This is a genomic window from Thermoanaerobaculia bacterium, from assembly GCA_035593605.1.
GTDB lineage: Bacteria > Acidobacteriota > Thermoanaerobaculia > UBA2201 > DAOSWS01 > DAOSWS01.
Genome location: DAOSWS010000011.1, coordinates 41,882 through 58,811, shown reverse-complemented (window position 1 = coordinate 58,811; position 16,930 = coordinate 41,882). Strand labels below are relative to the sequence as shown.

13 protein-coding genes are annotated in these 16,930 nt (G+C 54.5%); 7 read left to right on the top strand and 6 right to left on the bottom strand.

Annotated elements, in window-relative coordinates; genetic code table 11:
* Positions 1-5: 5 nt before the first annotated feature.
* Positions 6-467, bottom strand: a complete 462-nt coding sequence (locus PLD04_07160) for a hypothetical protein (GenBank protein ID HXK68109.1) — start codon at positions 465-467, stop codon at positions 6-8.
* A 42-nt stretch (positions 468-509) separates the two neighbouring features.
* Here PLD04_07160 and PLD04_07155 point away from each other — a divergent pair, with 42 nt between their 5' ends.
* On the top strand, positions 510-1,307 hold the full coding sequence (locus PLD04_07155; GenBank protein HXK68108.1) for a CBS domain-containing protein: 798 nt from the start codon (positions 510-512) through the stop codon (positions 1,305-1,307).
* 43 nt (positions 1,308-1,350) lie between these two features.
* Here the strand turns inward: PLD04_07155 and PLD04_07150 are convergent, their stop codons facing one another.
* Together PLD04_07150 and PLD04_07145 are read right to left on the bottom strand one after the other, a co-directional pair.
* Positions 1,351-4,839 carry a hypothetical protein gene (locus PLD04_07150; GenBank protein ID HXK68107.1) on the bottom strand — a complete coding sequence of 1,163 codons (3,489 nt, stop codon included), beginning with the start codon at positions 4,837-4,839 and terminating at the stop codon, positions 1,351-1,353.
* A gap of 58 nt (positions 4,840-4,897) precedes the next feature.
* Positions 4,898-5,728, bottom strand: coding sequence for a DUF72 domain-containing protein (locus tag PLD04_07145; protein HXK68106.1), 831 nt, complete (start codon positions 5,726-5,728; stop codon positions 4,898-4,900).
* A gap of 103 nt (positions 5,729-5,831) precedes the next feature.
* Here PLD04_07145 and PLD04_07140 point away from each other — a divergent pair, with 103 nt between their 5' ends.
* Together PLD04_07140 and PLD04_07135 are read left to right on the top strand one after the other, a co-directional pair.
* Complete coding sequence (locus PLD04_07140) at positions 5,832-6,887, top strand: beta-ketoacyl-ACP synthase III (protein ID HXK68105.1); 1,056 nt, start codon at positions 5,832-5,834, stop codon at positions 6,885-6,887.
* The gene (locus PLD04_07135; GenBank protein ID HXK68104.1) at positions 6,880-7,386 is read left to right on the top strand and encodes an N-acetyltransferase; all 507 of its coding nucleotides are present in this window, start codon (positions 6,880-6,882) and stop codon (positions 7,384-7,386) included. The genes PLD04_07140 and PLD04_07135 overlap by 8 nt, the downstream gene beginning before the upstream one ends.
* On the opposite strand, the gene PLD04_07130 is transcribed toward PLD04_07135, so the two are convergent.
* The 3 genes from PLD04_07130 to PLD04_07120 form a co-directional block, all read right to left on the bottom strand.
* Positions 7,340-8,497, bottom strand: coding sequence for an HD domain-containing protein (locus PLD04_07130; protein HXK68103.1), 1,158 nt, complete (start codon positions 8,495-8,497; stop codon positions 7,340-7,342). The two genes, PLD04_07135 and PLD04_07130, sit on opposite strands and share 47 nt — an antisense overlap.
* The gene (locus PLD04_07125; protein HXK68102.1) at positions 8,494-10,584 is read right to left on the bottom strand and encodes a hypothetical protein; all 2,091 of its coding nucleotides are present in this window, start codon (positions 10,582-10,584) and stop codon (positions 8,494-8,496) included. Before PLD04_07125 ends, PLD04_07130 begins: the two co-directional genes overlap by 4 nt.
* Before the next feature lie 116 nt (positions 10,585-10,700).
* On the bottom strand, positions 10,701-11,318 hold the full coding sequence (locus PLD04_07120; protein HXK68101.1) for a superoxide dismutase: 618 nt from the start codon (positions 11,316-11,318) through the stop codon (positions 10,701-10,703).
* A gap of 206 nt (positions 11,319-11,524) precedes the next feature.
* Between PLD04_07120 and nuoB the strand changes: the two genes are divergently transcribed.
* The 4 genes from nuoB (at position 11,525) to PLD04_07100 (ending at position 16,912) form a co-directional block, all read left to right on the top strand.
* A complete protein-coding gene (gene nuoB, locus PLD04_07115; GenBank protein HXK68100.1) occupies positions 11,525-11,977 on the top strand; it encodes an NADH-quinone oxidoreductase subunit NuoB in 453 nt (150 codons plus the stop codon).
* Complete coding sequence (gene nuoD / locus PLD04_07110; GenBank protein HXK68099.1) at positions 11,964-13,634, top strand: NADH dehydrogenase (quinone) subunit D; 1,671 nt, start codon at positions 11,964-11,966, stop codon at positions 13,632-13,634. Before nuoB ends, nuoD begins: the two co-directional genes overlap by 14 nt.
* Positions 13,631-14,203, top strand: coding sequence for an NADH-quinone oxidoreductase subunit I (locus PLD04_07105; GenBank protein ID HXK68098.1), 573 nt, complete (start codon positions 13,631-13,633; stop codon positions 14,201-14,203). Before nuoD ends, PLD04_07105 begins: the two co-directional genes overlap by 4 nt.
* 384 nt (positions 14,204-14,587) lie before the next feature.
* Complete coding sequence (locus PLD04_07100) at positions 14,588-16,912, top strand: LTA synthase family protein (protein HXK68097.1); 2,325 nt, start codon at positions 14,588-14,590, stop codon at positions 16,910-16,912.
* The last annotated feature ends 18 nt before the right edge of the window (positions 16,913-16,930 follow it).

The window sequence follows — 16,930 nt, the reverse complement described above, 5'->3', positions numbered from 1 at the left end:
GTTTGTCAAGGGTTGGATTCCTTTCCCAGTGATTGAAAGACCTGTCTGGACAGAGCTTCATCCTCCGGATACAGCGTGGCCTTGAAATAATCGGGCCCGGAGATGAAGGCCAGGGCCTCAGGGGATTGAAATTCTCCGCCTTCCCGCTCAAGCATGGCCCGGGCGGAGGCTTCGCTCTCCATGGTATATCGCTCCAGGATAATCTCCGTGCCTCCTTTTGTGCCTTCCCAGACGGTGCACAGGGTAAATCCTTCCTCGATATAGGCATCGGCAGCACCATCGATATAATCGGCAAGGGTTTCCCGGTCAAAGGTACGTGTGGATGTCAGGGCGATCGAAAGGGATTCGGGAATGGACAGGGCCGGCTGCACCGTTTCCTGTTCCATGGGAGGGTGAATCCTGAAGGCCAGATAGAGAAGAATCAGGGGGATGGGGATCAGCAAAAGAGCATAGGCCGGATGCTTCATGGCTTTATTGTAACAGAGCCATCACCATGCTATCCTAGATCCATGCTGAGCCTTTCCGTGCTCTGTCCCCGCTGCGGGGAATCCCTGATGGATCCATCCCATACGATTGAAGAATACCCGGGAATTCAGGTGATCCTTCGCTGGAATGAGAGGGAAGAGAGAATTCACCTGAGCAGCATTTACGGGTCGTACCGTTTTGACAGCCCCTTCCCCATCCCTGAGGGAACGGTTACGGAATTTGTCTGCCCGGCCTGCCGTGAATCCCTCAGGGAGAACGTTACCTGCTCTCTCTGTGATGCTCCCATGTGTACATTCAGGGTAGAAGACGGTCCTTTTGTCTCGATCTGTTCCAGGCGTGGATGCCCCAACCATGCGATACGTTTCGGGACCTGGACCGACATTCCAATCTCTTCAATCATGAGGCGGGGAATCGTAACGGTCACCCGCAGTACGCCCCTGAAACAGATTCTCACGATTCTTCTCAATACCGACATGCATATTCTCCCCGTTGTGGATGAAGAACAAAAGCTGCTCGGGGTCCTTTCCGTCTTTGATCTTCTCCACCATCTCATCCCGCAGGAAGTCGGAGAAATCGATTTTGTGACTTATCGAAAGCTGCTCCATTGCCACATGGATTTTGATCAACTCACCATTGGAGACATCATGACATCGGATGTTCCCACCCTTCCGCCTGAATCCTCGCTGGAAGATGCGGTCGTGTTAATTCAAAAGTCCTGCAAGCCAACTCTCTTTGTTGTAAAGGAAGGCGCCATTCTTGGTATTATCGATATTTCCGACCTCTGCAAGGCTTTGATTGAACGCAGGCGGGAAGGAAACTGAATTTAAACTCTCTCAACCGTGTTCACCCTTTCACTGACTCTCCTTACTGGGGAAAGACCCGGTAATAGACTGAGGTCAGGTTATCCAGCGCACCGTAATCGATGTACGTGGGCGAATTCAGGGGACCGCTGATATCCTGGAACGAACCGCCGGGAGTAAGAGATGTTTTTACAAGATAAGTACACATGCCGGACGGTCCCGACCAGGAAAGACCAAGATCTGACTCCGAGGCCTTTTCCAGGAGCAGTCCGGCAACGCCCCCCGGAGGTGCGTCCGATAGGTAGGGATCGTAGTCCACAAAACCGTCAATGGCGATCGGCGGAAGGGGGCTCCAGAAGTTGTTCTCCGCCATTACCGTTGAGGCCGGGTGGAGGTTGATCAGGTTCATGGACTGGTTGCAGAAGATCTGATTGGTACCGTCGTCAAGGGGATCCGGATTTCCGAGATTTCCCAGGTCCAGGGTGGAGAGCGTGTCAACCTGCACCCCGGTCCCGTTGTAGGAAATGAATGTCCCTGTAATGGTGCCGCTGCCGCTGTTTCCCACGTTCAACGCTGTTTCTGTAAAATTAATTCGGGAGGAATTGGAAAAAACGGACCCTCCGCTTACGACAATCCCAACCCAGTCTCCGGGAGATGGCAACGACGATGACCCGTCCCCGTTTGTATCTCCGCCAATATCGTCAGGCAGAGAAGTCAGGTGCGTGTTCGGTTCAAGGATCAGGGTCCCCAGCACCTGAAACGACCCGTAGGTGGTAAATGTGTCCACATATTTTCTTGTCTTTACGATCGTACCTTCCTTGAGCGTCAGACTGTGTCCTGGCGGGATCGTAAAATCTCCTCCGTCATTGACAAAGGGAACGCCGGTAGAGGTCCACTGGAGGTTGGAGGACCAGTCCGCGCTGAATATCACGAACCCGTTGATGGGAGAACCGGAGGCGAAGTTGCCCTGGAGGGTGGCCTGGGCCGAAGAATCCAGACCGCCGGGGAAATAGGTGTGGTCCGTAAAAGTGGAAGAAGTGACGAATAGATTTACCTGCTGAGGAGCCATGGCGCCTGCCGTGAATCCATAGTCATTTGTGTCGAATATGCAGGATTCAACCAGGGCTGTTCCTCCGCTGAGCCTCAACCCCGTCCGGTGATGGCTCAGTGTGGATCCGGTGAGGCTGACAAGTGAAGTGGGTGCCGTGTCCCTGATCTGGACCCCGTAATCCGCATAGGAAAGTTGGGATCCCATGGCCGAAAAACCGGTAGCTGAATTTTCCAGAACGACCCCGATCCAGTCCCCCGACGCGGGAAGGGATGCCGAACCGTCCCCGTTGGTGTCGCCTCCCGTGTCATCCATGAGGGAGGTAAGAAGGGTGCCGGATTGAAGAACCATGCTCCCCTCCACCTTGAATGAACCGTAGACATTCAATCCGTCATCGTATGTTCGGCTCTTCACGATTGTGTTGCTTCCCAGAGTAAAGGTTCGGCCTGACGGAATTGTAAAATCCCCTCCGTCGTTGACGAAGGGTACGCCGGTAGAGATCCACTCTAGATCTGCGGGCCAGTCGGCGCTGAAGATGACGAAACCGTTGACCGGTGAACCCGATGCCGAGTTATCTGTCAGCGTGGCCTGAACCGTTGTGTCGAGTCCTCCCGGAAAGTAGGTCTGGTCCGTGAAGGTGGAAGAAGAGACAGAAAGGGTAACCTCCCCGGGGGACATTGTTCCCGCCGTAAATCCGTAATTATTGGAAAGAAAAGAGGTCGACACAATGGACGCGCTTCCCCCTCCCACACTGATGCCACTTCCATTGTAAGCAAGGTTGGAGCCCGTAAGGGTCAGGATGGTATCGGGAGCCGTTTCACGGATCTGAATTCCGTGATCGGCATAGGCAATGGCCGTACCGGTTGCACTCATTGCCGTCGCGGAATTTTCAAGAATAATCCCGATCCAGTCTCCGCGGGCGGGGAGCGATGCAGATCCATCTCCATTCGTATCTCCTCCGGTATCGTCTTTCAGGGAAGTCAGGCGTGTTCCGGACTGAAGCACCAGACTCCCTTCCACTGTGAGGGATCCATGGGTATCAAATCCGTCGTTATACTTCCGGGTTTTCAGGATCGTTCCGCTCTTCAGAGTGAGGGAACGTCCGAAGGGGATGGTAAAGTCCCCTCCGTCGTTGACCAGGGGGACACCGGTGGAAACCCATGAAAGGTCTGAAGGCCAGTCGGCGCTGAAAATGGCAAATCCGTTGTTCGGGGAACCCGATGCCGAGTTATCTGTCAGCGTGGCATGAACCGTTGTGTCGAGTCCTCCCGGAAAGTAGGTCTGGTTCGTGAAGGTGGAAGAAGAGACAGAAAGGGTAACCTCCCCGGGGGACATTGTTCCCGCCGTGAAGCCGTAATCGTTCGAGATGAAGGAACAGGAAAGCACCGAGACCATTCCTCCGGCGGCGGAAAGACCGGAGGAATTATATGAAAAAGTGGTATCCGACACCATAACGACGGCTGAGGAAGCCCCATCCTTGATCTCGATAGCGTGGCTGGCGTACGAGATGTTGCTCCCCGATACGGTAATCCCGGAGGCAGAACTCTCATGGACAATTCCGATCCAGTCTCCCGGAGCGGGGGAGGAGGTGGACCCGTCTCCATTCGTGTCTCCCCCGGTATCGTCTTTCAGGGACGTGAGTCGGGTTCCCGATTGAAGCATCAGGCTGCCCTGGACGATCAGGGAACCATGGGTGTCGAACCCGTCGTTGTAGGTCCGGGTCTTCATGATGGTCCCATTTCCAAGCGTTAGAGATCGTTCCGGGGGAATCGTAAAATCCCCGCCATCGTTGACGAAGGGAATCCCGGTGGACGTCCACTCCAGATCAGCGGGCCAATCTGCGCTGAAAATGAGGAAACCATTGACAGGAGATCCTGTTGCGGAATTTCCAAGGAAGGTCGCATGAACCGTCGTGTCCAGACCTCCCGGATTATAAGTCTGGTCTGTAAATGTGGAGGAAGAAATGGTAAGGAATATTTCACCGGGCGACATGGAACCGGCATAAAATCCATAGTCGTTATTTTCGAAGAGAGAGGAAGTTACCACTGCGGTCCCGCTGGATAGATCAAGGCCAGAGTCATTCTGGGACAGGGTGGAATCGGTCAGGGTCAGGCTGGCGGTTGGGGAATTCTGCAGGATGTGAATCCCATATTCTGCGTATGAAATCGAGAGGTGATCTCCGGTCAGGATGGCACCGTCTTCCAGAATAATCCCGACCCAGTCTCCTTTTGCGGGAGAAGGGGCGTTGGAGGTCAGGGTGACCCCGGTCGCTCCGGACGCCTGGGTGATGAGCTGGCCATAGATGGTCAGGGAATAGGATCCATTGGAACGGACCACGGTGCCTGGTTCCATTGTCAGAGTCTCTCCCGAAGGAACTGATGTGTCGCCTTCCAGAATATAGGGGCTTTCCCCGGCCGTCCAGGTTCCGGACACGGGACCCATGACCGGGGTGTCTGCATATAGGAATGAAGAGATGCATACAAGTAGAAAGAGAAATCGTGACATGGACGCCTCCATCCAAAAGGGAATCATACCAATGTAGGGAATTCCTGACAACCCCGATTCAGCTGAGGGCTGACATCCTCTCCATGTATTGATCGCGGAGACCCTCAGGGATGGAGGAGGATGGCTTTCCGTAAAGAGAATTCAGCTCCATACCGTTGACAACCGCCTGTCCTTTGTAATGGTTGTTCATCACAACGTAGGTCTCCTCCGCCGATTTCACGATCTCATCAATACGGGATTTCCATTGGCGGAGTTCGTCCAGCCGGTACAGGTAGTCATATCTCTGCCAGGGCTCATCATGCCGAATCCAGTGTTTGTAATTTCTTCCGTGAAATCGAACGTAGCCGAGTTTTGATGTGACGAGGGAAGACGGCCGCAGGGCCTTACCCAGGAGAGGCTGATCGATATTGGCAAAGCCCAGGTTCTCTTCTGTAAGAAAGGTCAGGAAAGATGGATCTTCGAAGGATCGATGACGAACCTCGATCACAATCGGGTAAGGCCTGAAGGGATCGACAGCTCTCAGGATCTGGTCGCGATGGTCCCGGGAATCGAAGAAGGACCAGGGGTATTGAAAGAGGATGGCTCCAAATTTTCCGGCGGCCGTCAGTTCGCGGATGAAGGCCAGATAAGATCCCGTGGCTTCGGGGGAGGATCCTCCATGGGTCCAGGTCCGGGAAGCCTTCATCGTGAAATGAAACCCTGGATTGTGGTCAGTTTCCTCGATCCATCGCTTTGACATTCGGAGCGTGGGGGGACGATAGAAGGTAACGTTGATTTCAAGGGTGTCAAAGAGGGTGGAGAGTATCTTCAGGGCCTCTCCCGATTGGGAAGGGTAGACGATACCCTCCCAATCCTTGTAGGACCATCCCGCGGTTCCGATTCGCACCATACCTGAACTATAGTTCAGATGATCTTCGGGCGCAACGATAATCAAAATTGACATGCAACCCCAATTCCGACACAATGAAACATTACGCAGATAGGAGGAATACATGTCTTCCATGATCACCGGAACCGGAATCCATCTGCCAGGCAACCGAGTGGATAATGAGAGACTTTCCAGGATCATGGACACGTCCCATGAGTGGATCGTGCAGCGGACGGGGATCGAGACCCGTTATTTTGCCGATCCTGATGAAGCGACAAGCGACCTGGCGCTTCAGGCGTCGATCCGAGCGCTTGAGGATGCCGGCCTTTCGCCGAATGATGTCGATTACATCATCATGGCTACCATGACCCCGGACTATTACCTTCCGGGGGCCGGGCCTTACCTTCAGCGTAAATTGGGGATTCAAAACGTACCCTGCCTCGATATCCGGCAGCAATGTGCCGGGTTTATCTTCGGTGCTCAGCTCGCCGATTCCCTGGTGCGCACCCATCAGGCCCGGAATGTTCTTCTCGTGGGGGCAGAGGTCCACAGTTGCCTGATGTCGTGGGATTCCTGGGATATCGTTCTCGGGCATTCAGATCGGGCCGTGGATGAAGAGGAGAAGGAATGGAATACGAGGTTCCGGGACCGAACGGTGCTCTTCGGAGATGGAGCGGGGGCGTGCATCTTTTCCGAATCCGAGGACAATGGGAGAGGAGTCATGGACACCCTACTCTTCACCGATGGGGAATTGAGTGACCGAATCTGGGCCAATGCGGGCGGAAGTGCCTTTCGTCCTTTTTTTAACCCCTCCATGACCGAGAAGGGAGATACCGTGCCGATGATTCGCGGAAGGGAGGTCTTCCGTCTGGCAGTCACCCTGATGCCCGATGCCGTGATAAAGCTTTTGGAACGAAACCGGCTGACGTTGGACGATGTCGATCTTCTTGTCATGCACCAGGCCAATCTGCGAATTAACGAAGCGATCCAGCAGCGGTTAAACCTTCCTGATGAAAGGGTATTCAACAATATTCAACGCTACGGCAACACCACAGCTGCCACGATTCCGATTGCGTTTCACGAAGCCCGCATTGACGGAAGGGTTAAACCCGGGTCCCTGGTCTGTTTTGTGGCGCTTGGAAGCGGACTTCACTGGGGGGCTGTTCTGTATCGTGCATGAAGAGGATGATGCCCCTGCCATCGTTCAACCTCTCTCTCTTCAGGATCTTCCCTTTCTGATCCATCTGGATTCCCTCTGCTTTGATCATGAGAACGCCTATTCACCAGAAGCCATGCAACACTTCCTCTCTCGGGAGGGTTCACGGGGTTTCAAGGCAATCCACAGAGGAATCCCAATCGCATTCATCTTATGGGTACGGGATCATATCATCACCCTTGACGTTCATCCGAAGTGGCGCCAAAGAGGGCTCGGAACGAAACTGATGTCCATGGCATTGCGGTACATGGCCTCATCAGGGTTTAACCGGTGTGTCCTGGAAGTCGATCAGGTAAACGAAAAAGCACTTCTTCTTTACAGGAAGCAGGGATTTTCCGTGGAAGCCCAATTCGTGGAAAATGGAAAACCCAGGTTTCGAATGATCTGTCCCAATATCGATGTCCGGTTTTCCGGGATCATGCCGGAAGGTTCGGAAGTCCTTCCTCCTCAAGGTTCATCGTAATATAGCGGGTAAAGACATCCACCAGCCATGGATCGTAAATGCTGCCCCTGTCGTTGTGAATGATCTCAAGTGCCGTCATGATGTCGTACTTCTCATGGTAGGAACGGAAGCAGAACAGGGCATCGAAGGAGTCGGCAATGGCAATCAGCTGGGAGGGGATGGAGGGCCTGCGCGGGGGTTTGCATACCGGATAACCCCCGAGACCGTTGTAGTGAAGGTGATGTTCGAAGGAGACGACAACGGCCAGGTGATTCACGTTCTTCTGCTTCATAAGAAATCGGGATCCTTCGATCGGGTGGCGGCGTATAATGTTCCACTCTTCTTCGTTCAGCCTGGAGGGCTTGTTCAGAATTGTAACGGGGACAAACTGCTTGCCCACATCGTGAAGCAGGGCGGCAATTCCAAGGTGGTAGAGATCCTTACCCTTCAGTCCGAGGCCGAGGCCGAAGCCGATAGCCAGGTTTGCGACATTGGAAGAGTGGAGGTAGGTGTACTTGTTGTGATGGCGGATCTCCCCGAGATGAATGAACGGATTTGCCTGCCGGGCAAACCGGCTTAAAAATGACAGGACGACTTCGTCAAAATTTTTCAGCTTGACTTCCATGTGTTCACGGACACGCTTATAGAGAATTTCCAGGTCGGAGACCTCCTTGGAAACAGCATCGGTTCGGTCTCCGCTGGCGTCCATCACCCTCATCGCCTCCAGCTGGGAGTGGAGTTCCTTCGGGGCGATTTGAATTTCTCCGAGCTTTAATCGAGTCTGAGACTGCACTTTCCCGCCCCTGGGGTCAGCCAGCTGGGTGCAGAACGCAAGAACTTCTTCCCTCGTGATCCCCGGTGTAAATTCGAGAAAACCGATTTTCTTATCGGACATTCGTCTGGCGAGACTGAAAAGGCTTCCAAAACCCAGAGGAAAGGACTGATCATTCACGTAGAGGAGATCTTCCTGGACGATCAGTTTGAGCTGTCCGTGTTCCGAGAGAAGCTTTTCCAGCAAATTCATCAACTTCCCCGAGGATCGACTGGTAATCAGATGGTCGGGTCCGTACAATCGGCACCGGGTCGTCGTGGCCACAAAGAGAGTACAGAATTGTTCCAGTTCGGCTTTCATGTCCGGGTTTCCTTCATGAGCTTCCGCACGTTTTCCTGGTACCTGGCAGTCTGCCAGGAAAAGACACCACGCTTGTTAATGACGGAGGCGGTGACGTAGGATTTGGCCTTCTGATTCCGGCTCTGAAGAAGAAGCTTTACGAGATCCAGATGGAAGGAGGAACCCACGGCCCAGCGGGGAAGCTGTTCGATGCGATCGACAACCATCTGAACGACTTCATCCCATCGCACCTGAATCACCATTCGAGCCGCTCCCAGAGCCAGATCCTTCGATTTTGAAAAGATGGCCTCCTTGAGGTAGACGAGCCAATCCTTGTTCCGCACGGAAAAGAGATATCGGATCGTCTCTGTCTGCACTTTGTGATGGGCCTCTTTCCAGTGAGAGAGAACAACATCCTGTCCGGATGGATCCTGCCGCTTCCGGAAGATGTAGATGATGTTCCTCTTCGCGTACCAGGGGATGTCGGATTGGAAAAGGTCAAGCAGATGGAGGGAGGGACTCTCCTCCATGTCAGTAAGAATGTTGACAGCCTGGCGTCGAACGCCAATTTCCTGGCTCGACACCAGGAGAGGAACCAGTTTGTCCAGGACTCTCTTTCCTATGGTGGCCAGGATCATCCGGGCATAGGTCCGGTTGTCCTCCTCCGAATCGGAGAGAAAGGAGAGGAGAAGGTCCTGTACCTCCGGCTTTTCCCACGTGTAGGGAAAGAGTTCCCGCTTCGGATCGATAGCCGCAGCCCGTTTCCCTGCGACGATACACTGAAAACAGTCCGCCAGCATCGTTCGATCCAGAAAGATGGCGAAGGCCTTGTCCACCTGTCTTCCGGCGCTGGAAGCCGCCTCGATGTCTTCCGGGTATCGATCCATGATTTCCGAGCAGATGCCTACGAAGTGCTTTTCAATCTCTCCCCGTTCAAAGTAGGTCTCGGAACTCCCCAGGCTCTGACTCCGGGCAAGTTCTTCCGCATAGGCCTGGAGAGATTCGATCTTGGCTTCGTATTCCTGCGACATGTAAGAAAAGCGGTTATCTTCGGTAAGGAGGGTGTCCAGAAGCGCCTGGAAGTTTTCCTTTTCGGTCTCTTCGAGGTTGATCTCGTCGTCCTCGGCTCCCATGATTTCGTCTTCCTCCTCGCCAAGAAGGCCCACGATCGAAAGGGTCCGATAGACCGTGACGGGAAGGGCTCGGCCCTGGGCATTCAGAGCCTTCAGGGAGTCTACGAGATAGTCGTAGTCCACGACACGGGAGAATTCCTGGATCATCGTCTCGGACAGGTCGGGTGTCGTAAGGGTCGCGCAGAGAATCTGCTGGCGGAGCTCCGGGTTGATATGGGCAATGAAATCCCCGATCTTCTTTCCAAGGTCGGTCTGGGACAGGATCCCCTGTTCCCGGTGAGACCGGTCGAGGCCTTTCAGATAACTCACGACGGCCTGATCGTATTCGACAACGTCCTTTTGAGTCGGAGCCTGAGACGATATCTTTTTGGCCAGTTCCATGACGGAACGGGAGATCGGAGATTCTCCATCCGATGCGGTCCCGCCCGCGCCAAGCGAAAAGATAAAATCTTCCCATAGGCCCGTTTCTTCATCTTTTGAAACGGAGGAGACCTGATCTTTCTGGCGCAGGACAAAGAGATCCTTGCTGATCAGATCAAAGTGAATATGCTCCGGCATTCGGCCCTTATATTGATCCTTTACATCATCCAACCGTTTCCGGGCCAGCGTAAGCTCATTCACGATCGTCAGGATTCGGTTGATATCCGAGGAAGTAACTCCCTTTTCAATCGTTATCCCTAATATTCCGGCATGCCACATGGATCCGGCAAGCTGTTGATAGATCGGACTGGTCTTGGACAGGAAGTTTTCCCCGAAAATGATCGTCTTTCGGGTGAAATGGATCGGGATGGTGGACTGGTAGGAGAAGCCCCTGGCCAGACGTTCCAGGACTTTCCGTATATTGGATGCGACCACCGGGTGGTCTTCCCCGTAAAGCCGGTTGTTTTTCAGAGTGATATTCAACTCAATGGCCAATTCGGCCACGATCGTGGTTATCGGGGAAACCGAGCTGCTGCTAACCGTTTCAGGAGCCATCCAGACCTTCGCTTTCTGCCTCTAAAGCTACCATATCACAGGTTGGAGCCCGTACAAAGAAGGCGCGGAGACAGAAAGTCTCCGCGCACATCGAATGAGTGATCCAGCCCGGATGTTCAGGAACGAGTGGCTTCCGCAAATCGTCGTCCTACCTCGTCCCAGCGGACCACGTTCCACCAGGCCTTCACATAGTCCGGCCGGCGGTTCTGGTAGTTCAGGTAGTAGGCGTGTTCCCAGACGTCGAGACCCAGCAGCGGCGTGTCGCCCTTCATCAGTGGGCTGTCCTGATTGGGTGTGCCATAGACGGCGAGGGATCCCTGCGTATTGAGGACAAGCCAGGCCCATCCGCTGCCAAAGACGCCCAGGGCCGCATCGGTGAAGAGCTGTCGGAAGGAATCGACGGATCCGAAGGTCCCGGTAATTGAAGAGGCCAGATCCCCCGCAGGTTCGCCACCGGCCTCTGGACCCATGATCGTCCAGAAGAGCGAGTGGTTGGCGTGTCCGCCGCCGTTGTTTCGAACCGCCGTGCGAATCGAGTCCGGCAGTGAATCAAGCTTCGCCAGGATGGACGCGATCGAAAAGGACTGGAGGGATTCCTGGTTTTCCAGGGCCGCGTTCAGTTTGGCTACATATCCACTGTGGTGTTTGGTATGGTGGATTTCCATGGTCCGGGCGTCGATGTGGGGTTCCAGAGCCGCGTAGGGATAGGAAATTTCAGGCAGGGTAAACATGATCAACCTCCTTGGTTTTTTCTAATTGAGATTACGATTCATTTAACATATTGATCTGGAAGTCTATTCCACAGGAACCATTTTCCCTGACTGTACTTCGGCTGAGAATAACCGGCTCGAAATCGACGAAAACGTACCGGTGACCCGGTCGAAGTATGGTAGACTAAGGCTCTATGGAACAGTTTTTTCTTACATCCACGCTCAAGAGGATGTACGATTGGGCACAAGGGTGGGCCCAGGGAAATTCGATGTGGCCCCTGCCCTTCGGAACGGCCTGTTGTGCGATCGAATTTATGTCCATCGTCTCCTCTCACTACGATCTTGCGCGGCATGGAGCCGAGGTTGTGAGATTTTCTCCAAGGCAGGCGGACCTCATGATTGTCGCCGGAACGATTGTTGACAAGCTTGCGCCGACCCTGAAGAGAGTCTATGAGCAGATGGCCGAGCCCAAGTGGGTCATCTCCATGGGAGTATGCGCCTCCACGGGCGGATTTTATCGCGCCTACCACGTCATGCAGGGAATCGATGAGATCGTTCCCGTCGATGTCTATGTGCCGGGATGTCCGCCCAACCCGGAGGGTCTGTACTACGCGATTCTGAAACTTCGGGAAGAAGTTCTGAAACGAAGAATGAAAGGGGAGGAACCCGGTGTCGATTTCTGAGCGACTTCTTCAGGCCCATGGAACCGATCTGGTAGAGGAACCATCCAGGGACGGCGTTCCGACCTTCCGCGTGGCCCGGGAAAAGATCGAGGATGTCTGCCGGTTTCTCCGAAAGGACGAAACCGAGCCCATGGACATGCTCATGGATCTGTGCGGCGTGGATTACAGAGACCGGCAGGACCGGTTCGAGGTCGTCTACCAGCTTTTCAATACACCGAACCATGTCCGGATTCGTTTGAAGACCTCCTGCCCGGAATCCGATCCCTCTGTTCCGTCGGTCTACGGGGTCTGGAAGGGTGCCGACTGGTTCGAGCGTGAAGTCTTTGACATGTACGGGGTATCCTTTTCGGGACACCCCGATCTCCGACGGCTTCTCACAGGCGAGTACTTCAAGGGACACCCCCTTCGAAAGGACTACGAGCCGGGAAAGAGATTTCCCGTCACCGAAGCCGATATCTATCGCCCTCCTGCCGGAAAGGCCGACGAGGGAGACTTTGAAACGATGCTGGTGAACGTGGGACCGACACATCCCGCGATGCACGGCACCTTCCGCGTCATGGCCCGCCTGGACGGGGAAAAGATCGTCTGGGCCGATACTGAAATCGGGTACCTCCACCGCTGCTTTGAGAAGATGAGCGAGACCCACAACTACCAGCAGGTCATTCCCTACACCGACCGTCTGAACTACTGCTCTTCCTTCCTGAACAACGTGGCCTATACCAAGACGATTGAGGAAATGATGGGGCTGGAGATTCCCGAGCGGACCCAGGCCGTCCGCGTGATCCTGGGTGAGTTTTCCCGGATCATGGACCACTGCGTCTGCCTGGGCACGAACCTCGTCGACCTTGGAGCTCTGACCAACTACTGGTACTACTACCAGATCCGTGAAGAGATCTACACCCTCCTGGAAAAATGCTGCGGAGCCCGCCTGACGACCGCCTACACCCGGATCGGGGGACTCTCCAAAGACATTCCCGAGGATTTCGGGGAGATGGTGGACTATCTCCTGAAGATCATTCCTCCCCTGATCGATGACGTCGACAAGATCGTCACTAAGAACCGGATCTTTCAGATGCGCACGATGGGAGTGGGCGGCATTACGCCGGAAAACGCCATCGAATGGGGATGGACGGGACCCTGCCTGAGGGCCGCCGGCGTTCCCTACGATGTCCGGAAGGCCTTCCCCTACTACGGGTACGACCGCTACGATTGGGAGGTCCCGGTGGGAACCACGGGAGATACGTTCGACCGTTATACCGTGAGGATGGAAGAGATCCGCCAGAGCCTCCGGATTATCCGCCAGGCGGCCGATTCCCTTCCCGGAGGCCCCATCATGGTGGACGATCCGCGTGTCCACCTCCCCGGGAAGGACGAGGTGTACAACACGATGGAGGGCCTGATCTATCACTTCGAAAAGGTCATGTTCGGACTGACACCGCCCGAAGGAGACTGGTACGGTTTCAGCGAGGGAGCCAACGGGGAACTCGGCTTCTATGTCGTATCCGACGGGACCCCCAATCCCTACCGGGTACGCTGCCGGCCGCCCTGCTTCGCGATCTACCAGGCCTTCCGCGAGATGCTGGAAGGCCACATGGTGGCTGATATCGTTGCCATTCTTGGAAGTCTGAACGTCATTGCCGGGGAGCTGGACCGATGATTACGATGCCGAGACCCAGTAAGTCCGAGAAGTGGGCCATCCCTGCGATCATTGTGGGTCACCTGACCACGCTGAAGCACTTCATGCGGAACATCCTGGGCCGCAGGGGAATCCCCAACAAGGGGATCGCGACGATCGAATACCCCGATGAGCGGCGCCAGTACTCCGATCGGTTCCGCGGCCGCCACTGGCTCCGGACCCGGGAGGACGGATCGGTCGCCTGCGTGGCCTGCTATATGTGCTCCACAAACTGCCCCGCTCAATGTATCCGGATCGTGGCTTCGGAAGATGAAAACCTTTCCCAGGAGAAGTATCCCGTCGTTTTTGAAATCGATCTTCTCCGCTGTGTCTACTGCGGCTATTGTGTGGATGCCTGTCCCTGCAACGTGATCTACATGACCCGGGATGACGAGCTGGCCACGATGACCCGGGAGGAGAGCATCATCACCCTCAAGGAGCTGACGGAAGAGCCGAAGAGCGAGAGGATCAAGGGCGACATCATGGGGTACCGCCCCTGGTACGGCGAACGCCCTGTCTGGAAGGACGACATCGACCGGATGAAGTACTGATCCCAAAATGGGGTCAGGTCTTGAAATACGACATTCTTAATGCTGATTGTGGCCATCGATTATTAAAATGTATGATTTCAAGAACTGACTATGCCGGGGTTTATGAGGGAGCATGAAGAACGTGGTAGCTGAAAAATTGATGATGGTGCGTTCAAATGATAAAAACTGTTAAACATACTTGGAAAAAGATTTCATGGGTAAAGCGAATGGAATGTGTGTTCAATGTTTAAAACAATAATTAGAATTCTGTTACCATTTTATGTAATTCCGATCATAATAGGCTCTATATCTAAAACAGGGACTGGGTCTTGAAATCATACGTTTTGAAGACTGTGATTACTACCAGTGCATAAATGTCGTAATTCAAGACCTGACCCCTTGGGTGTGGATGACCGTATCCGGCTTCCCGGGCTCGTTCTCTTCGTTTCGTTCCTGCTCCTGGGATTGAAGGTGTACCGGGTTCTTCACCTGGGTCTCTGTGACAGCCCAGCGGGATGCCTGGACCTCATCAAGTCGGATTTCTTCCTCTATCTCGGTCTCTTCCTCCTGGTCCGAGCCGCGGCCGGGTCGTGGAAGGCCATCGTTCCCCGGATGATCCTTCGAATTCTGGTCCAACTCGTTTTCCTGGTTCTCCTTGCGTCGGAGTTCCTGAACCACCACTACTTCCTGTCCACGGGTTCGATCCTGGACTGGAACCTGGTGGTCTATTCCCTGCAAAGATTTGGGCAGGTCTGGCAGATTGTCCAGGCTGAGCTCTCCTATGGCCTGATTGCCCTTCTTGGCGGTTTGATTCTTGTTCTCATGCTCTTTCCATGGATTCCCCTCCCGTTGTACGGAGGAGTACCCCGGGAAAACCGGAAATCCAAAAGTTGGATTCCCATCCTTGCGGGGCTTTGTCTCATCCTCCTGGCCGTGGTTCTCCCGCCCCTGGTCCGCTCCAATGGAGCCATCCTGGCCCGGAACTTCACGATTACACTTTTGGAACAGGCAGTGTACGACCCAGGAGAGACCCGGGTCGAATCCGCTTCCCCTTTGCCGTACTCCCATGACGTCACGGTCACGCGGGAATCCTCCGACCCCCCGTTGAATGTGGTTCTGATCGTTATGGAAGCCGCCCGTGCCAGCGCGGTGACTCCCTACAATCCGGACCTGGACACGACGCCCTTTTTAGATCGGCTGTCAAGGGAGAGCCTCATCGCCCGGCACGCCTACACGGTCGTCCCCCATACATCCAAGGCGCTTGTTCAGATTCTCTGCGGGATCGAGCCGAACTTTTCGCTGGAAATTACCGAGGCGCTCCCCGGGGGTCTCCCCTCGGCAGGACTTCCGGAGTACCTTGGCCGGGTGGGTTACGATACGGCTTTTTTTCAGGGGGCCACCAAGCTCTTTGAAAACCGGGAACAGCTCGTGAAAAACCTTGGATTCTCCGAATTTTTCCCTCTGGAAGCCTTTTCATTCAAGGGATTTGAGCGGGTGAACTGGTTCGGGTATGAAGAGGACATCATGCTGGAACCCACCCGGGCCTGGCTGGAAGGGCACAGGGATCATCCCTTTTTTCTTACCTACCTCACGGTTTCTTCCCACTACGAGTACCTGGCTCCGAAGCGATACGGCCTGAAGATCTACTCAAAGGAGAACCGCTTTCTGGACGGTTACCTCAACACGATCCGTTACCAGGACCGCTTCATCTCCAACCTCTTTGACGTCTTCCGGTCGGCGGGGCTCTATGATTCAACCCTCTTTGTCATCACCGGTGACCATGGAGAAGCCTTCGAGGAACACGGTCAGATCTTCCATGATAATGTCATGTACCAGGAGGGAATCCAGGTTCCTCTGCTGTTCCACCTTCCCGGTAAATTTTCAGGGGGAGAAGATATCCAAATCCCGGTATCTCATCTCGATATCCTTCCGACAGTTCTTGAACTCACGGGAGTGAGGCTCTCGGGCTTTGCGTACCCGGGAACGTCCCTCTTCCAACTTCCTGCGGAACGTACGGTCCGGGTCCACAGCTGGTTCGATCGCAGGGACATGGCGCTCGTAGGGCTGGGGTGGAAATTTATTTACAACTTCGGCCTGATGGGCGATGAATATTTCGATCTTGTCAAGGATCCCGGAGAGAATGACAACCGGATCGAAGAGGTGGAAGACCAAACGGAAACATGGCGGGCCGGACTACTGGACTGGGATGCCCGGGTACGGAAAACCTATCGGAACCATATCGAGACCCTTCTGAATCGATATGTGACGGCCTCGGTTCCGGAAATCGCCCATCCCCTTCACCTGGCCTATGGAGACCAGGTGGAGCTTCTCGGCTATGATACGCAGATCCGCCGGGACGCCCTAGCCGACTGGCTGGAAATCACTACGGTTTACAGGGTTCTAAAACCCCTGTCTTCCTCCGTCGAACTTTCCATGGATCTGAACGTGGAGGGAAGAGGGCTTCGGATGCTGGATCACGAACCGGTGGACGGGCTCTATCCGGTGTACCAGTGGGAGCCCGGGAAGATCGTGCGGGACGACTTTCTCTATGAGATCCCCAGGACCTGGTCCACAGAGACCTTTGACCTTTTCGTGGGATTCCGCAAAGGATCGGAATCTTTTCCCCCGGTCAAGGGAGATCATCGTCTCAGTGAGAGGGGACTCCCCTTTGTTACGATGCTTCAGTATGAACGGAGTCCCCAACCTGTAACCTCCAGGCCGGCTCCGTGATTTTCTCTCCGCGACCGC